This window comes from Paraburkholderia sp. XV (assembly GCF_020177535.1).
Classification (GTDB): domain Bacteria; phylum Pseudomonadota; class Gammaproteobacteria; order Burkholderiales; family Burkholderiaceae; genus Paraburkholderia; species Paraburkholderia caribensis.
On record NZ_JAGUUD010000054.1, the window covers coordinates 1 to 23,589 of the forward strand.

At 63.6% G+C, this 23,589-nt stretch carries 22 protein-coding genes; 13 read left to right on the plus strand and 9 right to left on the minus strand.

Going from position 1 to position 23,589, the window contains the following annotated elements; genetic code table 11:
* Positions 1-160: 160 nt before the first annotated feature.
* Complete coding sequence (locus KFO72_RS23345; RefSeq protein ID WP_412101798.1) at positions 161-760, minus strand: 5-formyltetrahydrofolate cyclo-ligase; 600 nt, start codon at positions 758-760, stop codon at positions 161-163.
* A gap of 31 nt (positions 761-791) precedes the next feature.
* On the opposite strand from KFO72_RS23345, the gene KFO72_RS23350 reads away from it, so the two are divergent.
* The 4 genes from KFO72_RS23350 (at position 792) to KFO72_RS23365 (ending at position 5,751) form a co-directional block, all read left to right on the plus strand.
* On the plus strand, positions 792-2,765 hold the full coding sequence (locus tag KFO72_RS23350) for a lytic transglycosylase domain-containing protein (RefSeq protein WP_054929211.1): 1,974 nt from the start codon (positions 792-794) through the stop codon (positions 2,763-2,765).
* 91 nt (positions 2,766-2,856) lie between these two features.
* Complete coding sequence (locus KFO72_RS23355) at positions 2,857-3,813, plus strand: complex I NDUFA9 subunit family protein (protein ID WP_060599565.1); 957 nt, start codon at positions 2,857-2,859, stop codon at positions 3,811-3,813.
* Between the two features lie 34 nt (positions 3,814-3,847).
* The gene (locus KFO72_RS23360) at positions 3,848-4,495 is read left to right on the plus strand and encodes a glutathione S-transferase family protein (protein ID WP_054929209.1); all 648 of its coding nucleotides are present in this window, start codon (positions 3,848-3,850) and stop codon (positions 4,493-4,495) included.
* The gene (locus KFO72_RS23365) at positions 4,492-5,751 is read left to right on the plus strand and encodes a multifunctional CCA addition/repair protein (RefSeq protein WP_225033146.1); all 1,260 of its coding nucleotides are present in this window, start codon (positions 4,492-4,494) and stop codon (positions 5,749-5,751) included. The genes KFO72_RS23360 and KFO72_RS23365 overlap by 4 nt, the downstream gene beginning before the upstream one ends.
* A gap of 1 nt (position 5,752) precedes the next feature.
* Here KFO72_RS23365 and KFO72_RS23370 read toward each other — a convergent pair whose 3' ends face one another.
* Both KFO72_RS23370 and KFO72_RS23375 read right to left on the minus strand, forming a co-directional pair.
* Positions 5,753-5,947 carry a DUF2905 domain-containing protein gene (locus KFO72_RS23370; protein ID WP_007747914.1) on the minus strand — a complete coding sequence of 65 codons (195 nt, stop codon included), beginning with the start codon at positions 5,945-5,947 and terminating at the stop codon, positions 5,753-5,755.
* A gap of 22 nt (positions 5,948-5,969) precedes the next feature.
* Entirely contained in the window at positions 5,970-7,163 is a 1,194-nt protein-coding gene (locus KFO72_RS23375) for a class I SAM-dependent methyltransferase (RefSeq protein WP_225033147.1), read from the minus strand.
* A gap of 13 nt (positions 7,164-7,176) precedes the next feature.
* On the opposite strand from KFO72_RS23375, the gene KFO72_RS23380 reads away from it, so the two are divergent.
* The 5 genes from KFO72_RS23380 to glmS all read left to right on the plus strand — a co-directional run bounded on the left by KFO72_RS23380 (position 7,177) and on the right by glmS (position 12,890).
* Positions 7,177-8,007: an SDR family oxidoreductase gene (locus KFO72_RS23380; RefSeq protein WP_107203191.1), complete on the plus strand. Its 831-nt coding sequence runs from the start codon at positions 7,177-7,179 to the stop codon at positions 8,005-8,007.
* A 109-nt stretch (positions 8,008-8,116) separates the two neighbouring features.
* Positions 8,117-8,512 carry a dihydroneopterin aldolase gene (locus KFO72_RS23385; protein ID WP_035991590.1) on the plus strand — a complete coding sequence of 132 codons (396 nt, stop codon included), beginning with the start codon at positions 8,117-8,119 and terminating at the stop codon, positions 8,510-8,512.
* A 3-nt stretch (positions 8,513-8,515) separates the two neighbouring features.
* Entirely contained in the window at positions 8,516-9,520 is a 1,005-nt protein-coding gene (gene ttcA, locus KFO72_RS23390; protein WP_107203192.1) for a tRNA 2-thiocytidine(32) synthetase TtcA, read from the plus strand.
* A gap of 130 nt (positions 9,521-9,650) precedes the next feature.
* Entirely contained in the window at positions 9,651-11,012 is a 1,362-nt protein-coding gene (gene glmU, locus KFO72_RS23395) for a bifunctional UDP-N-acetylglucosamine diphosphorylase/glucosamine-1-phosphate N-acetyltransferase GlmU (protein WP_054929204.1), read from the plus strand.
* Between the two features lie 60 nt (positions 11,013-11,072).
* Positions 11,073-12,890: a glutamine--fructose-6-phosphate transaminase (isomerizing) gene (gene glmS / locus KFO72_RS23400; RefSeq protein WP_225033148.1), complete on the plus strand. Its 1,818-nt coding sequence runs from the start codon at positions 11,073-11,075 to the stop codon at positions 12,888-12,890.
* A 140-nt stretch (positions 12,891-13,030) separates the two neighbouring features.
* Here glmS and KFO72_RS23405 read toward each other — a convergent pair whose 3' ends face one another.
* Complete coding sequence (locus KFO72_RS23405) at positions 13,031-13,843, minus strand: class I SAM-dependent methyltransferase (protein ID WP_107203195.1); 813 nt, start codon at positions 13,841-13,843, stop codon at positions 13,031-13,033.
* A gap of 697 nt (positions 13,844-14,540) precedes the next feature.
* Here KFO72_RS23405 and KFO72_RS23410 point away from each other — a divergent pair.
* On the plus strand, positions 14,541-14,807 hold the full coding sequence (locus KFO72_RS23410) for a hypothetical protein (RefSeq protein ID WP_225033149.1): 267 nt from the start codon (positions 14,541-14,543) through the stop codon (positions 14,805-14,807).
* A 601-nt stretch (positions 14,808-15,408) separates the two neighbouring features.
* Here KFO72_RS23410 and KFO72_RS23415 read toward each other — a convergent pair.
* The 3 genes from KFO72_RS23415 to KFO72_RS23425 all read right to left on the minus strand — a co-directional run bounded on the left by KFO72_RS23415 (position 15,409) and on the right by KFO72_RS23425 (position 19,028).
* Positions 15,409-16,560, minus strand: coding sequence for a Gfo/Idh/MocA family protein (locus KFO72_RS23415; RefSeq protein WP_225033150.1), 1,152 nt, complete (start codon positions 16,558-16,560; stop codon positions 15,409-15,411).
* Between the two features lie 30 nt (positions 16,561-16,590).
* Positions 16,591-17,781, minus strand: a complete 1,191-nt coding sequence (locus tag KFO72_RS23420; RefSeq protein ID WP_225033151.1) for a phytanoyl-CoA dioxygenase family protein — start codon at positions 17,779-17,781, stop codon at positions 16,591-16,593.
* 296 nt (positions 17,782-18,077) lie between these two features.
* Positions 18,078-19,028, minus strand: a complete 951-nt coding sequence (locus KFO72_RS23425) for a GGDEF domain-containing protein (RefSeq protein ID WP_060599574.1) — start codon at positions 19,026-19,028, stop codon at positions 18,078-18,080.
* Between the two features lie 500 nt (positions 19,029-19,528).
* Here KFO72_RS23425 and KFO72_RS23430 point away from each other — a divergent pair, with 500 nt between their 5' ends.
* Both KFO72_RS23430 and KFO72_RS23435 read left to right on the plus strand, forming a co-directional pair.
* Complete coding sequence (locus KFO72_RS23430; RefSeq protein WP_405083843.1) at positions 19,529-20,851, plus strand: YbfB/YjiJ family MFS transporter; 1,323 nt, start codon at positions 19,529-19,531, stop codon at positions 20,849-20,851.
* 460 nt (positions 20,852-21,311) lie between these two features.
* Entirely contained in the window at positions 21,312-21,578 is a 267-nt protein-coding gene (locus tag KFO72_RS23435) for a hypothetical protein (RefSeq protein ID WP_042314100.1), read from the plus strand.
* Between the two features lie 48 nt (positions 21,579-21,626).
* Here KFO72_RS23435 and KFO72_RS23440 read toward each other — a convergent pair whose 3' ends face one another.
* Positions 21,627-22,583 (minus strand): DMT family transporter, encoded by a 957-nt coding sequence (locus KFO72_RS23440; protein ID WP_060599575.1) that lies wholly within the window; start codon positions 22,581-22,583, stop codon positions 21,627-21,629.
* Between the two features lie 338 nt (positions 22,584-22,921).
* On the opposite strand from KFO72_RS23440, the gene KFO72_RS23445 reads away from it, so the two are divergent.
* Positions 22,922-23,131: a hypothetical protein gene (locus KFO72_RS23445; protein ID WP_009769951.1), complete on the plus strand. Its 210-nt coding sequence runs from the start codon at positions 22,922-22,924 to the stop codon at positions 23,129-23,131.
* Between the two features lie 148 nt (positions 23,132-23,279).
* Here the strand turns inward: KFO72_RS23445 and KFO72_RS23450 are convergent, their stop codons facing one another.
* Positions 23,280-23,567 (minus strand): hypothetical protein, encoded by a 288-nt coding sequence (locus KFO72_RS23450; RefSeq protein ID WP_054929196.1) that lies wholly within the window; start codon positions 23,565-23,567, stop codon positions 23,280-23,282.
* Between the last annotated feature and the right edge of the window lie 22 nt (positions 23,568-23,589).

Below are 23,589 nucleotides of genomic sequence, written 5' to 3' on the forward strand. Positions count from 1 at the left end.
CGCCCCGCACAGGGGCGACGCTTGAAGCGAGCTAACGTAGAGCGGATGCCAGCGCAAACCTTAAAACACCGAACAGCAACGCTTGAAGCAGGCGCAACGAATCGCGGATGCCCACGCAAAGCCCAAAAAACCACCCCTCCGCTACCAGCAAAAAAAACCACTACAACAAACCAGGATAACAAGCCCCCTCAGTAACAACAACATCAAGCGGAACATCATGCGCTTCCCGCTGCATCGTGCCGATCCGGCACACCTCATACGCGACACCGACAGTCACCGGCACCTTCCCCGGCGCGCGAAAACCGGCGAGCGTCCGATCGTAATACCCTCCGCCATACCCGAGCCGATAACCATCGACATCAAACCCGACACACGGCACAAACAGCAAATCAGGCGTAATCACTTCGCCGGAAGTCGGTTCATGAATCCGATGCGCCCCGACCTGCATCGCCATATCAGGCGTCCAGACATGAAATTCCAGCGGCCGGTCACGGCCAGTAATAACGGGAAGGCTCGCGCGCCGCGCACCATCGCCAGCGAGCCACGCGGCAATCACAGACCGGATGTCGAACTCGCCTGACAAAGGCCAGTACAACCCTACACTCGCAGGCGAATAAACCGTTAACACATCCAGCACCCGACGCCTCAGGGCATCATTGCCCGCCGCATCGAGAGCCGCATGCAGACGCGCTTCCAGCAGCGCGGCGCGCAGTTCCTTTTTCGATTTCGCGTTGGGGTTGCATGCTATGCTTGAGTTCAATTCGCGCTCCAGAAACGCTCTAGAAATAACGATGTCCAAACGCCTCTTCCGAGTATATCGCGCGGCCAGCCTGGCCCTCGCCGCGGCGGCGCTCGTCGCGTGCAGCACGGCCTCCGCCGTCAAGCCGATCCCGCTTTCCCAACTCACCAACGACGACCAGACTTTCGTGCAATTGCGCGAGGCAGCGCGCAATAACGACGCAGGCCGCGCCGCCCAGCTCGCGGCGATGATTCCGGATTACCCGGCGCCGTCGTATCTGGAATATTTCCAGTTGAAGCCACAGTTGTTCGACAGCTCGGGCCATCCGCGCATCGACGCGCCCGACGCGCCCGTGCTGTCGTTCCTGCAACGCTACGACGGCCAGGCTATCGCCGACCGCATGCGCAACGACTACCTCGTCGTGCTCGGCGCGCGTCACGACTGGCGCAACTTCGACCAGCAATACGCACGCTTCGTGCTGAACGACGACACACAGGTGAAGTGCTACGCGCTCGAATCGCGCGCGGCGAAAGGTGAGAACGTGGTCGATGCGGCGCGCGCGCTGCTCGTCGATCCGCGCAACTATGGCGACGGCTGTGTCGATCTGATCACGTCGCTGGCCATCAACCAGCAGTTCACCACCGACGACGTCTGGCAGCAGATCCGTCTCGCATACGAACAGAACCAGACCAGCACGGGCGCCAAGCTCGTCGACGCGCTCGGCAATAACCGTCCCGATCCGACGCTGTTCGACCAGGCCGCGACTACGCCGCCGCTGCTGCTCGCGCGCGGCGTCGGCGGCGATCCGCAATCGCATCAGCTCGCGCTCCTCGCGATCACGCGCATGGCCCGCAATGATCCCGCCATGGCCGCCGCTACCTTCGGTTCCGTCGCACCGTCGCTGACTTCGCCTGAACGCGCCATCGGCTGGGGCACGATCGCCTACCAGGCAGCCGCCAAGCAGATGCCGGGCGCCATCGACTGGTACCGGCTGTCGGCGAACGCGCCGTTGTCGAATCCCGCATACGAATGGCGCACGCGCCTCGCGCTGCTCAATGGCGACTGGACGATGGTGCGCTGGTCGATCGAACAGATGCCGCCGGCGCTGCGCAGCCAGCCCACGTGGACATACTGGCACGCGCGGGCCCTGAAACAGGCAGGCGATGTCGTTACGGCCAACCAGGAATTCGAGTCGATCGCGCCGCAGTTCAATTTCTACGGCCAGCTTGCCGCTGAAGAACTCGGCCAGAAAATCGTCGTGCCGCCGAAAACCACCGTCACGGACGCCGAAGTCGAACAGGCCGGCAACACGCCGGGCTTCGCGCTTGCGCAGAAGTTCTATCAATTGAATCTGCGTCTGGAAGGCAACCGCGAATGGAACTGGCCGCTGCGCAGCATGACAGACCGTCAGCTGATCGCGACAGCCGAATACGCGCGCCGTATCGAACTGTATGACCGCGCGGTGAACACGGCCGACCGCACGAAGACCGAGCATGACTTTTCGTTGCGCTACCTGTCGCCGTTCCGCGATATCGTCGAGCGCGACGCGCAGTCGAATGGTCTCGACGTCGAATGGGCCTATGGTCTGATCCGTCAGGAGTCGCGCTTCATCATGAACGCGCGCTCGGAAGTCGGCGCGAGCGGCCTGATGCAGCTGATGCCCGGCACCGCGCAACTGGTCGCGAAGAAGATCGGTCTCGGCCCGATTTCGCGGGCGCAGATGAACGACATCAACACCAATATCCTGCTCGGCACGAACTACCTGTCGATGATCTACAATGAGTTCGACGGGTCCGCCGTGCTCGCCACGGCAGGTTACAACGCAGGTCCGGGCCGTCCGCGCAACTGGCGCTCAACGTTGCCGCGCGGTGTCGAAGGCGCGATTTTCGCGGAAGCCATTCCGTTCCAGGAAACGCGTGACTACGTGAAGAACGTGCTGTCCAACACGGTCTACTATGCAGCGTTGTTCGAAGGCCGTCCGCAATCGCTGAAGGCGCGTCTGGGTTATATCCAGCCGTTGCAGTAACGATGCGCCATGCCGCCGCCGCGTGATCCGTCACGCAGGCGGCGGAGCACGACCTCAGCCGTTGCTGCGGCTTCCATCAGGGAGTCGAAAAATGCGACATCAAACCATCGCAATCGTCGGCGGTTCTGGATTTATCGGCAGTCATCTCGTCAACGCGCTCGTCGAACTCGGCAAAACGGTGCGCATTGCGACCCGCCGCCGCTATCACGCGCGACATCTCACACTGCTTCCCATCGACGTGATCGAAACCGATGTGTTCGATCCCATCCAGCTTGCGCGCTTCGTCGAGGGCGCGGATGCCGTCGTCAATCTTGTCGGCGTGTTGCATGGCCATCGCGGCGATCCATACGGGCCCGAGTTCGCGAAAGCGCATGTCGAGCTGCCGACAAAGATCGTCTCCGCCTGCGAAGGCAAGGGCGTGCACAGGTTGATCCATATGAGCGCGATCGGCGCCGACCCGCGCGGGCCGAGCATGTATCTGCGCTCGAAGGGCGACGGCGAGCGCGCGGTGCACGCTTCGTCGATGCTCGCATCGACCATCTTTCGCCCGTCCGTCGTGTTCGGCCCCGAAGACGCGTTCCTCAACAAGTTCGCGTTCCTGCAGCGCATGTTTCCCGTCATTCCGCTGGCGAAACCCAACGCCCGCTTTCAGCCGATCTTTGTCGGCGATGTCGCGAAGGCAATCGTCAACGTGCTGGATCTCGATGCGTCGACGGGCCGTACCTACGAGCTTGGCGGGCCGTCGGTGTACACGCTCGAAGCGCTCGTCGAGTATTGCGGCGACGTGATCGGCAAGCATGCGCGCATCATCCGCTTGCCCGATTCGCTGGCGCGATTGCAGGCGCTGTCGTTCGAGCTGGCGCCCGGCGAACCCGTGATTTCGCGCGACAATCTCGATTCGATGAAAATCGACGCCGTGCTGAGCGCGCCGCTCGCGCCCGAGCTCGATATCGAGCCGGCCAGCATCGAAACGATCGCGCCCGTGTATCTGACGGGTTCGTCGTTCCGTTCGCGCTTCAACGCGTTCCGCGCGAGCGCGGGCCGCTAAAACTTTTGTCGTTCACTCCACTTTATGGCGAAGCATGAAACTCGTTATCGGTGACAAGAACTATTCGTCGTGGTCGATGCGGCCGTGGCTCGTGCTCAAACACTTCGGCATTGCATTCGAAGAGGCGATCATCTGGCTAAACGAGGCGCAGACCCGAGCGTCGATCCTCGAGCATTCGCCTTCGGGCAAAGTGCCGTGCCTGATTGCCGACGACGGCGTCACCGTGTGGGATTCGCTCGCCATCTGCGAGACGCTCGCCGAACGCTATCCGCAACACGCAATGTGGCCGCGCGACGCAATCGCGCGCGGCCGTGCGCGCAGCGTCAGCGCCGAGATGCATTCCGGTTTCGGCGCGCTGCGCAACAACATGTGGATGAACATTCGCGCGTCGTTTCCGGGCAAGGGCGCGACGCCCGAAGCACTGGCCGATATCGCGCGCATCGACGCGATCTGGAGCGAATGCCTGGCAACCTATGGCGGCCCGTTCCTGTTCGGCGAATTCACGATTGCCGATGCAATGTATGCGCCCGTCGTGATGCGCTTCAATACGTGGCAACCCAAGCTGTCGGAAGCGGCGCTCGCCTATTCACGCCGCGTGACGTCGCTGCCCGCGGTCAAGGCGTGGATCGACGACGCGCTGCAAGAGACACATCGCATCCCCTATCAAGACACCTGCGCATGAATATCTACGCAGTAGGCGGCGCGATCCGCGACGAGCTGCTCGGCATGCCCGTGCAGGACCGCGATTACGTCGTGGTCGGCGCGACGCCCGAGCAGATGGTCGCAAAGGGCTTTCGTCCCGTCGGCAAGGACTTTCCGGTTTTTCTGCATCCCGACACGCATGAGGAATACGCGCTTGCGCGAACCGAGCGCAAAACGTCGGCGGGCTATCACGGCTTCCAGTTTTTCTATGCGCCCGATGTGACGCTAGAAGAAGACCTCGCGCGGCGCGACCTCACGGTCAATGCGATGGCGCGCGAAGTCACGCCCGACGGCGAGTTGATCGGCCCCGTGATCGATCCGTTCGACGGCCAGGACGATTTGAAGCACCGCGTGTTCCGGCATGTCAGCGATGCGTTTCTCGAAGACCCGGTGCGCATTCTGCGCGTCGCGCGTTTCTCGGCGCGCTTCACGGATTTCGCTGTCGCGCCCGATACGCTGGCGCTAATGCGCAAGATGGTCGAGGCGGGCGAAGTGGATGCGCTCGTGCCCGAGCGCGTGTGGCAGGAACTGTCGCGCGGACTGATGGAAAAGAAGCCGTCGCGGATGTTCGACGTGCTGCGCGAATGCGGCGCGCTCGCGCGCATTCTGCCGGAAATCGACGCGCTCTACGGCGTGCCGCAGCGCGCCGACTATCATCCCGAAGTCGATACGGGCGTGCATGTGATGATGGTCGTCGATCACGCCGCCGCGCAGAACTATGCGCTCGCCGTGCGCTTCGCGGCGCTCACGCACGACCTCGGCAAGGCGACCACGCCAGAAGACGTGTTGCCGCGTCACATCGGCCACGAAGGGCGCAGTGTCGATCTGCTGAAGCCTTTATCCGAGCGCCTGCGGGTGCCGAACGAATGCCGCGATCTTGCGCTGCTGGTGGCGCGCGAGCACGGCAATATTCATCGCGTGATGGAGACGAAGGCGGCGGGCATCGTGCGGCTTTTCGAGCGCAGCGACGCGCTGCGCAAACCCGCGCGTTTCGCCGAAGCGCTTCAGGCCTGTGAGGCCGATGCGCGCGGCCGGCTCGGCTTCGAAGCCAGGGCCTATCCGCAGGCGGAGCGTCTGCGCCAGGCTCTGGTCGCCGCGCGTGCCGTCGATGCGGGCGCAGTCGCGAAAGCCTACGAAAGCGAGCCGGCGAAGATCAAGGATGCCGTGCATCGCGAGCGCGTGCGGGCGGTTGCGCAGGCGTTGAGCGAAACGGCGTCGGAGGAAGAGGCGGAGTAGCTCAGAGCAACCGCGCAAGCAGCGACAGCAGCATCGACAGCACCAGCGTCGACATGAACGGGAATGGATATTCCTTCCCGAACAGCCGCAGCGTGACATCGCCCGGCATCCTGCCGATGCCCAGCTTGCGCAGCCACGGCCAGCACGCCGACAGCACGGCGACGGCGATGAAGGTAGTCAGCAGCCAGCGGATCATCGTATGGGCCTCGGTTCGACGCTCAGAGCGTATGCGAGCGGTCGCCGCGCGCGAACGCGTCGAGCGTGCCGTCGATGCCGCGTGAAAACGCGATCACCTTGAACAACTCGCCCATCTCGGCTTCCGACAGCAGCTTCTGCACCGCGTTGGCGGCGGGCAGGAAGTTGGGGATGTCGGAGGGATCGATCGTGCTCAATGCTTCCGTGATACCCGCGTTCATCAGAAAACGCGCGTGCGACGTAAAGCCGAGCAGGTCCGCGCCCGCATCGACGCCCGCCTCGGCGATACCGGTGAATTCCACGTGCGCGGTAATGTCCTGCAAGCCGGGGTAGAGAAACGGATCGCCGTGCGCGCGGTGCCGGTAGTGGCACATCAGCGTGCCCTGCGCGCGCTGCGCATGATAGAACTCGTGACGCGGAAAGCCGTAGTCGATCAGCAGCACGGCGCCGCGCGTGAGCATCGTGCAGACGGTGCGCGTGAAGGCGAGGGCGGCGTCGTGGGTTTCCGTCACATAATCGTGGTCGCCTTCGATCTCCAGATCGCGCAGGAAGGCGGCATCGTGCGTCGATTGAACGGGGCGGTCTTCGAATTGCAGCGCGCCGTCTTTCATCGCCACGCCGCGCTCGTGCCACGCTTCGTCGATGCGCGCGAACAGGCGCACGGGCATCGCGTCGAGCACTTCGTTGCCGACTACGACGCCTTCGAATTTCTCGGGCAACGCGTCCAGCCAGCGCACGCGAGCGGCCATGCCGGGCGCTTGCGCTTCGATCGTTTCGCGCTGGCGCTCGCGCAATTCGCCAGACAGATCGACGATCGAATACGTGTCGAACTGCGTGCCCAGTTCATCCAAAGCATTCAGCAGGCCGGCAGCCAGTTTGCCCGTGCCCGCGCCGAACTCCATCACGTGACGCGTGCCGCTCACGTCCAGCGCCTGCGCGATGGGCCGGGCGAGCGTCTGCGCGAACAGCGGCGACAGTTCCGGCGCCGTCACGAAGTCGCTGCCATCCTCGGCGCGCCGGCCGAACTTGACCGCGCCGCCGCTGTAATAGCCCAGTCCCGGCGCGTAGAGCGCGCGCTCCATGTAGCGATCGAACGGCATCCAGCCGCCGTTTGCGTCGATCTCCGCGCGAATCTGCGAAACCAGCGCTTCCGACTGCGCGAGCGCGGTCGGGCCGGGAGCAGGTAAACTATCGGGTTGGTGAGCTTTCGGATTCATCCCCGCATTGTAAATGACCGCCTCGAACGATACTTTCGCCGCCAGCGGCCGTCCCGACCGGCCCGTCCGCACCGTGCTGGTCACGGGCGCCGGCCACCGGATCGGCCGTGGGCTGGCTCTGGGCTTTGCCGCGGCGGGCTGGGACGTGGCCGTGCATTACGGCTCGTCGAAGGCGAAAGCCGACGAAGTCGTCGCGGAAATCGCCGCGCTCGGGCGGCGCGCCGTCGCGTTGAAGGCGGATCTGTCCGTCGAGGCGGAGGTGGAGCGGCTCGTGCCCGATTGCACGGCGGCGCTCGGGCGGCCGTCGTGCATCGTGAACAATGCGTCGATGTTCGACGAGGACACCGCGCTCGACGTCGGCTACGCGAAGCTGCTGCACCTGACGTCGATCAACGTCGGCGCGCCGCTCGTGCTCGCGCGGATGTTGCATGAGGTCACGCCCGAGGCAGCGCGTCATGACGAATCGCTGCGCGCGGCCGTCATCAACGTGCTCGACCAGAAGTTGTACAACATGAATCCGGATTACCTGTCGTACACGCTGTCGAAGGCCGCGCTCGGCACGGCGACCGTCGCGCTTGCCCAGGCGCTGGCGCCGAAGGTGCGCGTCGTCGGTCTTGCGCCGGGCCTGACGCTGCAATCCGGCGATCAGACCCCGGAAAGCTTCGCGGCCGCGCACAAGGTGACCCCGCTCGGCCATGCGTCGCGCGTGGAAGATCTCGTCGCGGCGGCGTTGTATCTCGCGGATGCGCGCGGCGTCACGGGCACGACGCTGGTGGTCGACGGCGGCCAGCACCTGGTGCCGCTGCCGCGCGACGTGATGTTTTTGACGGGCGCCGACCGATAGCCCGACAGTTATCGGCCGTTAGACGTTGCGCCCTCCGGCGCGCCGCACAGCGCGCCCAATTGCAACTGCGTGCGCGTTCGCACGCACCCTTTTTTGTACTGGAACGAACATGTCTGCCGCTTTGCTTCATCCCCGGCTCGCTGATTGCCGCCGGCTCTTTCTGCGCGATTACGAGGTGCACATCAACATCGGCGTGCATGACTTCGAAAAGCGCGGCGAGCAGCGCGTGGTGATCAACGTCGAACTGTTCGTGCCGCTCGCGCTGTCCACGCCCGTCGAAGACAAGCTGCGCGAAGTCGTCGATTACGACTTCATGCGCTCGACGATCGCGCAGCGCGTGAGCCAGGGGCACATCCATCTGCAGGAAACGCTCTGCGACGACCTGGCGAAAGCGCTGCTCGCGCATCCGCAAGTGCGCGCCGTGCGTCTGTCGACGGAAAAGCCCGATGTTTATCCCGACTGCGATGCCGTGGGCGTCGAAGTCTTCCATATCAAAGAGGTCTGAGCGATGAACGCTCCCGAAACGCTGACGGGCGTCGACGCGGCCGCGCCGATTGCCGAAGCTGCCGTCGAAGCCGCCGAGCCCAAGCGCGCGCTGACGCGCCGCGAGCAGAAAGAGGCGTACGAGAACAACAAGCTGTTCAAGCGCCTCGCGCGCCAGGTCGGCCAGGCGATCGGCGACTTCAACATGATCGAGGACGGCGACAAGGTGATGGTGTGCCTGTCGGGCGGCAAGGACAGCTACGCGATGCTGGAGATCCTGATGCGGCTGCGCGAGCGCGCGCCCATCAACTTCGACATCGTCGCTGTGAATCTCGACCAGAAGCAGCCGGGTTTTCCGGAGCACGTGCTGCCCGAGTACCTGAGCAAGCTCGACATTCCGTTTCATATCGAGAATCAGGACACGTACAGCATCGTCAAGCGGCTGGTGCCGGAGGGCAAGACGACGTGTTCGCTGTGCTCGCGCCTGCGGCGCGGCATCCTCTACCGCGTGGCGGGCGAACTCGGCGCGACCAAGATCGCGCTCGGCCATCATCGCGACGACATCCTGCAGACGCTGCTGCTGAACATGTTCTACGGCGGCAAGCTGAAGGGCATGCCGCCCAAGCTGCAATCCGACGATGGCAAGAACGTCGTGATCCGGCCGCTGGCGTACGTGAAGGAAACCGATCTCGAGAAATACGCGGAACTTCGTCAGTTCCCGATCATTCCGTGCAACCTGTGCGGCAGCCAGCCCAATCTGAAACGTGCGGAAATGAAGGCGCTGATCCGCGAATGGGACAAGCGTTTTCCTGGCCGCGTCGACAACATGTTTAACGCTTTAACGAACGTCGTGCCGTCGCATCTGATGGATCACAAGCTGTTTCCGTTTGCGTCGTTGCGCGCCACGGGCGAAGCCGACGCACAAGGCGATATCGCGTTCGACGAAGAGCCGTGTTCGACCGATTCCGCATCGGAAGGGACGCAGCCGGCATCGCAAACGATTTCCTTCGTGCAATTCGACGATGTTTGACGCTTTATCCATCCCGCAAAGCCTTTTAAAACAGGCATTTGCGGGGTGATTCCGGTTTGGAGGGCCACGTTGCAGTCACACTCAGCGTGCTAGAATCGCCCACTCCAAACTCGTCAAATACGCCCACGTCATGAACATCGTGATTCTGGCGGCAGGCACCGGCAAGCGCATGCGCTCGGCATTGCCAAAGGTGCTTCATCCCCTGGCCGGCCGGCCGCTTCTTGCTCACGTCATCGACACCGCCCGCACACTGAATCCGACGCGTCTCGTCGTCGTGATCGGTCACGGCGCGGATCAGGTGCGCGAAGCCGTCGCGGCGCCCGATGTGCAGTTCGCCTTGCAGGAACAGCAGCTCGGCACAGGGCACGCAGTACAGCAGGCATTGCCGCTGCTCGATCCGTCCGCGCCCACGCTCGTGCTGTATGGCGACGTGCCGCTCACGAAGGCCAGCACGCTCAAGCGTCTGACAGACGCGGCGGGCCACGACGGCTACGGCGTGCTGACCGTCACGCTCGACGATCCCACCGGTTACGGGCGCATCGTGCGCGATGCGCAGGGCAAGGTGGAGCGCATCGTCGAGCAGAAAGACGCGACGCCGGAACAGCAGAAGATCGCCGAGATCAACACGGGCATCGTCGTGATGCCGACGAAGCGTCTCGAAGGCTGGCTGTCGTCGTTGAAGAACGACAATGCGCAGGGCGAGTTCTATCTGACCGACGTGGTCGAACTGGCCATCGAAGCGGGCATCGAAGCCGTCACCGCGCAGCCCGACGAAGAATGGGAAACGCTGGGCGTCAACAGCAAGCAGCAACTCGCGGAACTCGAACGCATCCATCAGCGCAACGTCGCCGATGCGTTGCTCGTCGCGGGCGTGACGATCGCCGACCCGGCGCGCATCGACGTGCGCGGCACGCTCGAATGCGGCCGCGATGTCTCGATCGACGTCAATTGCGTGTTCGAAGGCAAGGTCACGCTGGCCGACAACGTTTCGATCGGGCCGAACTGCGTGATCCGCAATGCGTCGGTCGGCGCGGGTACGCGCATCGACGCATACACGCATATCGAAGGCGCGCAGGTCGGCGCGCAGGCCGTGCTCGGCCCGTATGCGCGCCTGCGTCCGGGCGCGACACTGGCGGACGAAACGCACGTCGGCAACTTCGTCGAAGTGAAGAACGCAGTTCTCGGTCACGGCTCAAAAGCGAATCACCTGTCGTATATCGGCGATTCGGATGTTGGCGCGCGCGTGAACATCGGCGCGGGCACGATCACCTGCAACTACGACGGCGCGAACAAATTCCGCACGGTCATCGAAGACGATGTGTTCGTCGGCTCGGATACGCAACTGGTGGCGCCCGTGCGCGTCGGCCGTGGCGCGACGATCGCGGCGGGCACGACGGTCTGGAAGGATGTCGAAGAAGGTCTGCTGGTGCTCAACGAAAAGACCCAGATAGGCAAGACGGGCTACGTGCGCCCGACGAAAAAGAAAAGCTGAAGGGAACCGCGTGCGCGAGGCGCGCGCCTCGACCCCTAACTCTGCAAAGGATCATTCAATATGTGCGGCATTGTCGGCGCTGTTGCGCAGCGAAACATCGTTCCCGTCCTGATCGAAGGACTGCGTCGCCTCGAATATCGCGGCTATGACTCGTGCGGCGTCGCCGTGCTGGCGAACGGCGAGCCGAAGCGGGCTCGCAGCGTGGCGCGCGTCGCCGATCTCGACGACCAGGTGCGCGAGACGCACCTCGAAGGCGCGACGGGCATTGCCCACACGCGCTGGGCCACGCACGGCGCGCCCGTCACGGACAACGCGCATCCCATCTTTTCGCGCAACGAACTCGCGCTCGTGCACAACGGCATCATCGAGAACTACGAGTCGTTGCGCGAGATGCTGCGCGGCAAGGGTTACGAGTTCGTCTCGCAGACCGATACGGAAGTGATCGCGCATCTGGTGCATAGCCTGTATCGCGGCGATCTGTTCGCGGCCGTGCGCGAAGCGACGGCGCAACTGCATGGCGCATACGCCATCGCCGTGCTGCACAAGAATCAGCCGCATACGGTGGTGGGCGCGCGTCAAGGTTCGCCGCTCGTCGTCGGGCTGGGCGAGGGCGAGAACTTCCTCGCATCCGACGCGCTCGCGCTGGCGGGCAGCACTGACCGCTTCATCTTCCTCGAAGAAGGCGACGTCTGCGAACTGACGCTGGAAACGGTGCGCGTGTTCGATCGCGACGGCAATCCCGCCGGGCGCGAAGTGCGCCAGGTGGCGGCCTACGGCGGCGCGGTCGAACTCGGACCGTATCGCCACTTCATGCAGAAGGAAATCTTCGAGCAGCCGCGCGCGATCACCGACACGATCCCGCAAGCCGACGCATTCGATGCGGCGCTGTTCGGCGAAAACGCGCCGAAGGCGTTTTCGGAGATCGACAGCCTGCTGATTCTCGCGTGCGGCACGAGCTACTACTCGGGGCTGACGGCGAAGTACTGGCTCGAATCCGTCGCGAAGATTCCGACGCAGGTTGAGATCGCGAGCGAATATCGTTATCGCGATTCCGTGCCGAATCCGAAGGCGCTCGTCGTCGTGATTTCGCAATCGGGCGAAACGGCCGACACGCTCGCAGCGTTGAAGCACGCACAGTCGCTGGGACACAAGCACACGCTGTCGGTGTGCAACGTCGGTACGAGCGCGATGGTGCGTCTGACGGAGTTGTCGTTCCTCACGCATGCTGGCCGCGAAATCGGCGTCGCCTCGACGAAGGCCTTCACGACGCAGCTGGTCGCGCTGTTCGTGCTCGCCGCGACGCTCGGCAAGATGCGCGGTCATGTCAGCGCTGCGCAGGAAGCGGACTACATCCGCCAGTTGCGTCACTTGCCTGCTGCGCTCAATAGCGTGCTGGCGCTGGAGCCGCAGATCATCGCGTGGTCGGAAGAGTTCTCGCGCAAGGAAAACGCGCTGTTTCTCGGCCGCGGCCTGCACTATCCGATCGCGCTGGAAGGCGCGCTCAAGCTCAAGGAAATCTCGTACATCCACGCCGAGGCTTATCCGGCGGGCGAACTGAAGCATGGGCCGCTGGCGCTCGTGACGGAAGCGATGCCGGTGGTGACAGTCGCGCCGAACGATGCGCTGCTCGAAAAGCTCAAGTCGAACATTCAGGAAGTGCGCGCGCGCGGCGGCCAGTTGTATGTGTTCGCGGATGCCGATACAAAGATCGTCAACGATGAAGGTATTCACGTGATCCGCATGCCGGAGCATTACGGCTTGCTGTCGCCGATCCTGCATGTGGTGCCGCTGCAGATGCTCGCGTATCACACGGCTTGCTCGCGCGGCACGGATGTGGATAAGCCGCGTAATCTCGCGAAATCGGTGACGGTGGAGTGAGGCGGTTCGCTTCGTGCTGATGTCGTTGTTTTTGCCGTAACCGTCTCACCCGCGTTCTGGATACGGCGCCGCGCTCGCGGACGTATCCAGAACCAGTCACATGTCCTTTCTCTTCCCCTGATGTTTCCCTCGCGCGGCCCTCAAGGCTTCGTCGCATAGGCCAGCACGCAGGGCATCGGTATCCTCACCTCATCGTCGCTGGCATAGGCCGCCGCGCCGTCGCGCACCGTCTTGCTGATCGCAGCCAGCGCATCCGGCGTCTGCGCGTTCAGGATCGCCGACACCCGCACGCCGCCGCGCAACAGCATCTCGAACAGCGCATCCGGCGAGCGCGCGTGCAAAGTCTGCCCGACTTCCTCGATGCGCGGCTCGCGAAATCCTGCGTCCAGCAGTACGCGCTCGCACTCGGCCCAGTCGCTGAATCTGAAGAACGGCGGCCCGGGCGGCAACTGGACGTCCGTCCGGCCGTGCGTCTCGATTGCCTTCAGCACGATCGAGAAGCCGACCGCCTTGTCCGGTGACGCCCAAACCGTGAAGCCCACCTTGCCACCCGGCCGAAGCACGCGGAACGCTTCCTCGATTGCCTTCTCGGGATGCGAGAAGTGCAGCATGCCGAAGCTGATGCCGACGGCATCGAAATCGTCGTCGGGAAACGGCAGGTCTTCCGCGCTGCCGATGCGAAACGTCAGCGCGGGATAGATGCGCCTTGCCTGATCGACCATCGAATCCGCGAAGTCCACGCCGACGACATCCGCGCCGCGCTGCGCAGCCGCCGCGGCGAGATAGCCCGGGCCCGAGGCGACATCGAGCAGACGCACGCCACGGCGCACGGCGAGCGCATCGAGCAACGCGCAGTGCGACTGGATGGTCAGGTTGCCGAAAAACGTGTGATAAGGCTGCGCGACGCGCTCCCAGCCTCGATGTTCGAAGGCACTGAACTGGTCTTCTTTCATGGCCGTCCCCTTAGTGCTTCAAGTCACTTCCGTTATAGGACCCTCGCGTCAGAGGTCAACGACCAATCACGACCAACCGCCGCCAGACCACCCGGCGATTCTCTCCACACCGAGATGTCCACACGATGCTATGGACAACATGGGGATATCACGGAGGCGATTGCTGTGGGCGGTTTCTGGGTAAACACGAGGCGTGCTCGAACATGGGACAAGTTATTCAAACTTGCGGCGAACGGTCCCACGCTTATACGCAAGGGTATACGTTTCGCAATGCGTTGAGCGCAAAGCGGATTTGGCGCTTGTCCACAGAAAGTGGATGCCCTTGTTAACTGCTACTACGTATACATATCTATAACTTCAAAGACGGTAAACAAACCGCGCGTGCCGCCTGCATGTACGGCAGGGCGATGAATCTGCCTGTTCGATGAACAGAGCGATGAACAGCGCGATCAACAGCATCGGTCTGGAAAAACGCGTTGTCGGAATTCGCCTTCGGCACGCGGGCCATGTGTATGCCGCGAGCCGACAGTTCTGCGCCAAAAGTCGTTTGCCGCGCGCGATCACACGCGTCTCATCCGCCGCCAAAGCATGCGTGGCAAGCCGCAAGGTCTGCGAGCCGCAAACGGGCATACACATTGCTGTTAGAAGGCGCGCCCGCTCAATGAAGCGGACTTCACCAAAACCCCCGGAGGCGCTCGTGCTGGCAACAAAACCGTGTACTGCGACATGTGTCATCGATGGAATCGCGGTCACGCTGACCTTTTTCCCCGACACCAGCGTTCTGCGCATCACCGACAGCACGGGCAGTCGTCTAAGAGAAACACGCTGGTCCGCGTCGTGGCAAAGCCTCGTCGCGACCTTCCGCGAACTGAGCGAAACGCCTGTCGAAGAACGCGCCGATCCGGATGTGCTGTTCGGCAGCTACTATCGGTCGAACGCGATCAGCAGCCGCTACGCGAGCTAAACACGACACGGAGCCTTGCTGGCGCGCTGACGGCCGTCCGGACAAACGGCCGAACTGAGCCACGATTCGCCCTCGCTTCCGCCGATTGAATGCGCGTGCTCGCTCCTATACTTCTTTCCATGGCGCGACGATTCAACAGCCCATCGACGCGGTTCCCCTCCGCGTTGCGCAAGACCGCAGGTTGCCAGCAGTCGTAACAGAAGCAGCAGAAGCAGCAGAAGCACCGGCAGTGGCAGTGGCAGTGGCAGTGGCAGTCGACGAAGTGGCCGTACGCGCAGCAACGGAAGTTCATGCAGCAAACGAAGTACGCGCAGCACTGGAATCAGCAGTTTGAATGGGTGGTTTGAAGTTGCAGTCGCAGCACAAGCAACATAAGCAACACAAACAACAGGCAGTCGAAAGACCGGTTCATCGAATGCAGTTGGGGTTAGCAGCAAGGAGTAGGCGCGGGGCCAATCGAAGCAAAAAGATGTTCTACTAATAACAGCTTCTCGTGATGAGCAGCAGTCGGCAAGCATCCACGCGCCTGTTCGATATGACTCATCCACCGAGCCCTGTTCCCCGCGGAACAGGGCTCTTTTTTTCGTGCAGCGAGCGTTTCTCACATACGCTCGACCTCCTGCCAGCCGCCCGTCGTCATGCTCTTCACCGATGCGGCAACGAATGCCAGTCCCTTCACGCCATCGGTGACGCCGGGGAAGAGTATCGGCTGGTCGTCGCCAGGGGCTCCCGCTATCCGTGTCGCCACGCGCTGCGCGAACTCCGTATAGAGATTCGCGAACGCTTCCAGATAACCCTCGGGATGACCGATCGCGATACGCGTCGAACGTTGCGCGCCTGCGCTCGTCGCAGGTCCCAGCCGGCGCGTGATGATCTCTTCGAAAGCGTCCTGCCGCCGATGGACCAGCCGGTTCGGCTCCTCCTGATGCCACTCGAGCCCGCCCTTGTCGCCGTGAATGCGGAAGCTCAATCCATGCTCCGAGCCCGCCGCGGCATTGGTGACCCATAGCGAGCCGCGCGCGCCGTTCTCGTAGCGCAGCAACGCGGACACGTAATCGTCGATGGTGCGGCCTGGAATCGCGGACCCGACGTCCGCGCACAGGCGCGTCACGTCCAGCCCCGTCACGAACGCGCCCAGATGAAACGCATGCGTGCCGATGTCCATCAGCACGAGCGAACTGCCCGCGCGCCCTTCCGTACGCCAGCCCGCGGGCAGATCGTGGCCGGCCAGATAGCTCTGCACATATTGCAGATGCACCTGGCGAATCTCGCCAAGCTCGCCCGCGAGAATCATGTCGCGCGCCTGGCGCACCATCGGAAAGCCTGTGTAGCAATAGGTCACGCAGAACTCGGCGTTCGTGGTCTTCACGCGCGCGGCGATCTCACGCGCCTGCGCGAGATCGCTGGCCAGCGGCTTGTCGCAGATCACGTGAAAGCCGCGCTCCAGCGCCAGCATGCAGATGGGGTGATGCGAGTCGTTGGGCGTCATCACCGCGGCGGCGTCGATGCGATCGGGGCGCGCCGCTTCCGCTTCGAGCATCTGTTGCCACGATGCATACGCGCGTTCTGCACCGATGCCGAGGTCGCGTGCCGCCTGCCGCGCGCGCTCGGGATTCGACGACAGCGCGGCTGCGACGATGTCGTACTGACCGTCGAGGCGTGCCGCAATGCGATGCGTCTCGCCGATGATCGAGCCCGGCCCGCCGCCGATCAGACCCAGCCGGATGCGCCGGCCAATCGTGCTTGTCACCATATCGTCTCCGTCGTTGTCGAATGTGCGGGGCTAGTGCGTCGCGTTGCGAAATTCGAGGTTGCGCAGCGCGTCGGCGAATTGCTCGTCGGACCAGCATTCGTCGAGCGCCATCATGAGGATCTGCTGCTGACTCGCGGGGGCGAGTCCGCCCACGGGCGGATTGCGGTCGAGATTCGTCGGGAACGCATAGCCTTCCGCGCACGACGCGACAACGGCCGCCGTTTGCGCCGCGTCGAGACGCTGTTGCGCACGCATCGCCCGCAGCACGGGAAACACGGCGTTGCACATGCGAGTCCGGTCGAGCGATTCCATCGCGCGCCCATACGCCGACGACACCTGCAACAGGTTCGCCATCCGTTGCACGTCGCGCGTGAGGTTCGAACCCGCTGCGTGAAAGAGTGCGGGGCTGAAGAACAGCGCGTCGCCTTTTTGCAGCGGCAACTGCGCGTAGTGCGATTCGAAATACGCGCGGAAGTCCTCGCGGCGCCACGCGACATAACCTTGCGGATAACGCTGCGAGAACGGCAGCAGCTTGGTCGGGCCGCTCTCGACGGGCATGTCGGTGTGTGCGACGGCGCCTTGCAGCGTCAGCAGTGCGGACATCGTGTGGACATGCGCGGGAAAACGCTGCGCTTCGTCGACGGTGAGAAAGCCGAGATGGAAATCGCGGTGCGCCTGCTGCGCTTCGCCGCCCGGCCGCACGACGTTCACCTGCGAGGTCATCTGATACGCGGGCCCGAGCCAGGCTTCGGCGGCCGCCACCAGAACGGGATTCGCGAAATAGCGGACGAACACGTCGGGTGCGGCGAGACACAGCTTTTCCTGCGCGTTCCAGATGCGGTCGTTCGCGCCCGCCTTCGCGAAGTGATCGGCGCCGCCGCCCGCCTTGCGCTCGCTGCGAATGATCGATTCGAAGATCGCGGTCGCGTCGTCGATGGCGGTCGTGTCGTCGTATGCGCGGTGCAGCACGAACACGCCCGCTCCGTCGAGCAGAACGCTGGCCCACTCGGCGAGCAGCTCGGGGCGACGCGCCGCGTCGGCCACGATGGGTCGCAGCGCATCGCCGTCGTAGACCGGTATGCCTTGCGCGATGTCCGCCGCAAGGCGCGGGCGTGGACGCATTTCACGTGAGGTTTCGATCAGCGTCGCGAAGTCGTCGACGGAACAGTCGGCTTCGCGAAACCATGTGTGTCCGCCTGAAGGCAGAGGCCGTGGGTTCATCTCGTCTCCTCCGATGCCATCGGGTGGTCCGATGTTGCGAACCAGCTTATCCGCAATCTCCTGCGCTGAGTGATCAACGAAACATCAAAAACACATCAAGAGGGGGCGGCGGATTTGCATGGCGAGTCGCCAGTCTTCGAGGAAATCGCTTGGCGGATGGGCCTCTGCATGTTGACCGTCGACCGCGCGCTGAACGGACGTGCACATCTGCGCGAGCACCTGCTGCACACTGACGATGGAGACTACTCCGCACGATGGGCTCGCGCGGTTCGCGGCGCGTCCTCAGCGGCCGTGCTTCACTGCAGCGGCGCCGTCCACGCTACAGTGCGGTTGCGCCCTTCGCGCTTGGCCGAGTAAAGCGCGCTGTCGGCGCGCGCGAGCGTCGTGTTCAGATCGTCGCTCGTTTCGACCTTGCAAACGCCCGCCGAAAACGAATAACGGATCGCGCGGTCGCCAGCGACCTGCACACGGCGGGTCATCACCTGGCGGCGCATCCGCTCGACCGCCGACACGCCATGCTCGACGGGCGTCGATGGAAATACCACCAGAAATTCCTCACCGCCGATGCGCCCCGCGATATCCGTCTGACGCGTCGCATGCCGGCAGACTTCGCCGAAGTCGCGCAGCACGGCGTCGCCGGCGGCGTGGCCGTGCGCGTCGTTGATCTGCTTGAAATGATCGAGGTCGACGAGCGCGACCGTGAGAGGCGTTTCCGTACCGACGGCGGCCGTGATCGCGAGTTCGAGCGCCGACATCGAATGACGCCGGTTCGACAGGCCTGTCAGCACGTCGGTGCGCGCTTCCTGCACCGCGCGTTCGTGCGCGCCGATCCACGCCTGCTCGCTGGAACGCAACGCCGAGATGTCCGTGCCGATCAGCACGATCCAGTCGTTCTCCAGCAGCGTTTCCGTCATCCAGAACCAGCGCCCGTCGATCAGCTCGGTCGCGAAGCTGCGTTGCCCGGCGCGTTCGCGGCGTAAGGCGATCGCGTCGCCGATCACGGCTGCGGCGTTGTCGCCCTCGATGCGCGTGCCGCATTGACCGAGGATGCCGCGCATCACGAGATCGGCGAAGGTGATTTCGCCGCGTTCGCGGTTGAGGCGGAAGGCGTGCTTGAATGCGCTGCTCGCGAACACGAGCCGGTCGCTCGTATCGTAGATCGCGACCAGCTTGTTTTTGCCGTCGAGGGCGCCGAGCAATGCTTCACAGGCGATGTCGTCGGTACGCAGATCCTGAATCGATTTCATATCGGTGCAGATGGGTCTCCGAACTCGCCGCGTCGTCGAAGCGCGGCTTGCGTCCCAAGTCCGCCGTGTCGCTCAAGAAAAGCGCCACGGACGAAGCCGTGGCGCGAAGCGTTCCAATGATTCCGACTGCGTGAAGAATCACGGAGAACGTGGAGACGGAATCAAGTCTACCTGGACGCAGAGCGCGGCCATCGCGTGAACAGTGAGCAGTTTTGCCCGCAATTCTGCGGGTCGTGCGGGCGTTGTGCATCGCTGCGAGGTTCGGCGTGTCGCGATGCTCACGCGTGGTGCCTGGTCTGACGGCTCCCGTGAGCAGTGGACGATTGAGCGCGCGGCAAGCACGGCGCGGTCTCGTCACGAGCGACGCCGAGGAATACGTTTGGCTCGTCGCGCTTGCTTCGCATGCGACGCGCACGCCGAACGAACGTTCGCGATGTACAGTGATAGCCCAATCGATCCATACGAACAACGACATGACGACTGGTTTCGCCCGACGCGTGATGGTCTGGACCTGCGTCCTGAGCAGCATTACGGCAAGCAACGCGCGACAGCCATCACGCGCGGCGCCACCAACGGGTGAAGCCGCCGATGCCGCCCATGCCACCCGCTCACCAGGCCGCGGGCCGACGCTCTGGCTGGCCGTGTGTCTGTCGATGGGCAGCGCGATCGCGCTGGGGCTCGCGCGCTTTTCCTATGCATTGCTGTTGCCGCCGATGAAAAGCGACCTCGGCTGGAGCTTCGCGCAGGCGGGGGCGATGAACACCGCGAACGCGCTCGGCTATCTGCTCGGCGCGCTCGCGTTTCCGCGTCTGTCGCGTCGCTGGTCGGCGGGCGCGCTGTTCGTCGGCGGATGCGTTGCGACAGCCTTGCTGATGGCGATCACGGGTCTGTCGTCCGATACGGGCGCGCTGCTTGCGCAGCGCGTGGCGACGGGCATCGCGAGCGCATTCATTTTCGTGAGCGGCGGCGTACTGGCGGCGCGCCTCGCCACCTCGCACCCGCGCGATGCAGGCCTCGTGCTCGGTCTGTATTACGGCGGCACCGGATGGGGCATCGTCGCGTCGGCACTGCTGGTTCCCGTTTCGCTCGCTTCCTTCGCGCTCGTGCATCGCGCGCATGACTGGCAGATGGCGTGGTTCGCGCTTGCTGTGGCGTGCGTCGCGTTGTCGTTGGTCGCTGGGCGTGCCGCGCGGCGCATCGACAGGCAGCACGCGATCAGCGCGGCCACGTCCGATGACGCGGCGGCTGCGCAGCCCGCCGCGCCGATGCTGCGCTATGCGTTCGCGCTCGCCGGCTACGGGCTGTTTGGAGTCGGCTACATCGGCTACATGACGTTCATCATCGCGCTGCTGCGCAACGGTGGCATGAGCGAGGGCGTCGTGACCGGGTTCTATCTGCTGCTCGGTGTTGCAACGATCGTGTCGGCGCGCATCTGGTCCGGGCTGCTCGACCGCATGCGTGGCGGCCAGGCGCTCGCGTTGCTCAACGCCTTGCTCGCGCTGGCGACGCTGATGCCCGCGATCGTCGCGCATCCTGTCGTGGCGTTTGCGTCGGGTGTGCTGTTCGGCGCGACATTCCTGTCGGCCGTCGCGTCGACGACGGCCTTCGTGCGTCACAATCTGCCCGCCGCGCATTGGGGCCGCGGCATCAGCGCATTCACGATCGTGTTCGCGTTCGGACAGATCGTCGGGCCGACCGTGATCGGCCTGGTGTCCGACGGCGTCGGACTGGAACGTGGACTCATCTATTCGGCAGGCTTGCTTGCCGCTGGCGCGATGCTTGCTGCATTACAGACAAGCTTGCTGCGGACGCCCATTCGGTGAACTGATGGTTTGGTCGAAAGCAATGCACAACGTACGACCGCATATTCGGTGCCATGCCAGGTGTCATTTGGGTCACACAGTTGCTGCGTTGCGGTCGCCAGCGTACAGATTGCACGCACAGCCGGGAGCAGGATGGAAACCGATGAAACACTCAGTCGTCGAATTCGAATTTGACTGTTGCTATTTCGTCAAAACGACTAGAGAGACGCGAGATCAACGCCTAGAGTTAAAGTGCTTTCTCAAGTCTTTTGTGCGGTGCGGGGGTGCTTATGAAACGCAGGAACGCGCGACAACTGGTCCGGATGCTGTCGGACATACGGCATGCGGCAGATTGCAGGGCACTGCGCGCAGCTGCGACGCAACGGGCCATCGAGCTTGCTGCGCAAGAGGCGCAAGACGAGCAGGAGAAGCCCGACACCGCCCGCGAGAGCACTTGCGACAAGACGACGTGGAGAACGTCATGAGAAACGCCACCGAGCAATCGCTGCGTTTTCTGGTCGAGAAATGGCTTGGGCCGGTTTCCGCGCCGGTGCACGTCACGCAGTTCGGGCGCACCAAATGGGACCACACGCGCTACGTGCGCGTCGAAACGTCCGCGCCCGATGGTTTGCGTTCGTTGTTCTTCTTCCGTCACGACGACGGATGCTGGTGCGTGTTTCCGCCGACGTCGAACCGCCGTCGCCCCGTCGAAAGCTGGCGCCAGGTGGCGGCACAGGCGGCCGCGTAGCATCGTCCGCGACGGCTGGCCCATGTGCGCCAGTCCGCCAGCCGCGTTTCAGGCGGGTTCCGCCGAGTCTGACGAGACTTCGCGCCGCGCCGTCCACATCGGCATCACCTGACAGACGATCAATCCCGCCAGCATCAGCGCGCAACCGAGCAGCGCGCGCGGCGCCAGTGTTTCACCCAGCACCAGCCAGCCGGCGAGCGCGGCGAACACACCTTCCATGCTGAAAATGACGGCCGCGTGCGCGGGCGCCGCATCTTGTTGCGCAACGACTTGGATCGTGTACGCCACGCCCACCGAAAGTGCGCCACCGTAAAGAATGGTCGGCGCGGCACGCACGATGTCGGCAATGCGCAACGGGTCCACGGCAAGTCCCACCGCAAGGCTCACCACGCCGCAAACGACGAACTGCACCAGCGCGAGCGCGAGCGGATCGTGACGGCGCGCAAAGCGGCTCACGAGCACCACCTGCGCCGAAATGACGATCGATCCCGCGAGTTGCAGCCAGTCGCCATACAGGATGGAAAAATGTTCATCGACACTCAGGAAATACATGCCGAGCGCGGCCAGCAGCGCGCCGAGCCATACGCCGATGCCCGTCTGATGGCGCAGCAATACGCCGATCAGCGGCACGATCACGACATAGAGCGAACTGATGAACCCCGCATTCGCGACCTTCGTGTATTGCAGGCCGATCTGCTGGCACGAGATCGACACGGCGACGAGCAGGCCGAGCAGCGCGCCATCGCGCCATAGCGTGGCTGCGCGGGAAGGCGCAGGAGAAGCGGGGACGTCGTTCGCGCCCGCGTGCTTGCCGCGCCGCCGCCGCGCAATCGACCACACTATCAGGACAACGAACGCGCCCAGCAGGAAGCGCAGCCCCGTGAAGAGAAACGGACCGATCGAATCGAGACTCAAGCGTTGCGCGACGAACGCGCTGCCCCAGATCATCGCGGCGACGAGCATCAGCAGATTCGCGCGCAGGTGTTGGCGGGTGGCGGTTTTCAAGCGGAAATTCCTGACAGGGCCGGGCGCGTTTCGCGGCAGGCTTTCGAGGCCGCGCAGGCACGTTGCGCGCCTTCTGTTTAGACGAAACGACGGCCGTTAAATGGCAGCCGATATGATACCTGTTGACCGTCGGCGAAGCGTTCTGCAATTGAAAGCAATCGGTAAGGAAGCTGTCTCCCGGAAAATACATATCGAAGCTTATGGGATGACAAACAGCCAACGCTGCGTGATACTCCCCGCGGGGAGCCGCCGGGCGCTGTGTGGCCCGGCAGGCTTCGCCATCATGCGGTTCCAATTCAACATTTGACTTACAGTCGTCAGGTTTGGGGATAACACACATGAAGAAGATCATCGCCTCGCTCGTCACCGCCTCGCTCGCGCTGGTGTCCGTTCAAGCTTTCGCACAGGCATCCGACGCAGCGCCGGCAGCAGCTAGCGCCGCGAAGCCGAAGCATGCGCACAAGCAACTGAAGACCCACGGCAAGCGCGCTGGTGTGTCGTCGGCAGCATCGGCTGCAGGCACGAACGACAAGGGCACGCAGAACTAAGCAGCCCGTTCGCGCAGCAAAAAGAAAGGCCGAAGCGATGCTTCGGCCTTTTGCTTTTGTGGCGCGCTCTTGACGCGCCTTCGACACGCCCGTGGCGCATCCGGTCCGCGCGCCCGCGCATCGACCTGCGCGACGCCCGCAACGCCGCTCAAACGCCTGCTGCGAGTCCGTTGACCAGCAGTTCGGCGATCAATCCGTTCATGCCTTCGGGATGACTCGCGGCGCGCTCCTTCAACTGATCGACCAGCGAACCCGGCAGTTTGCACGCGAACGGCACGAGGCCTTTGGCCTGATCGAGCTTGCGCTGCTCGCGCCGGTCAAGTTGCGGCTGTAGCGACGACGCCTTGCCGAAGCGATCGGCGGAGAGCGACTGTTTCATCTCGTTGCCGAGTTTCAGCGCCTTGTTTTTCTCAAGGTCGAATTTCTTCATTGCCATGCGGAAAGGCCTCTAAACAGGT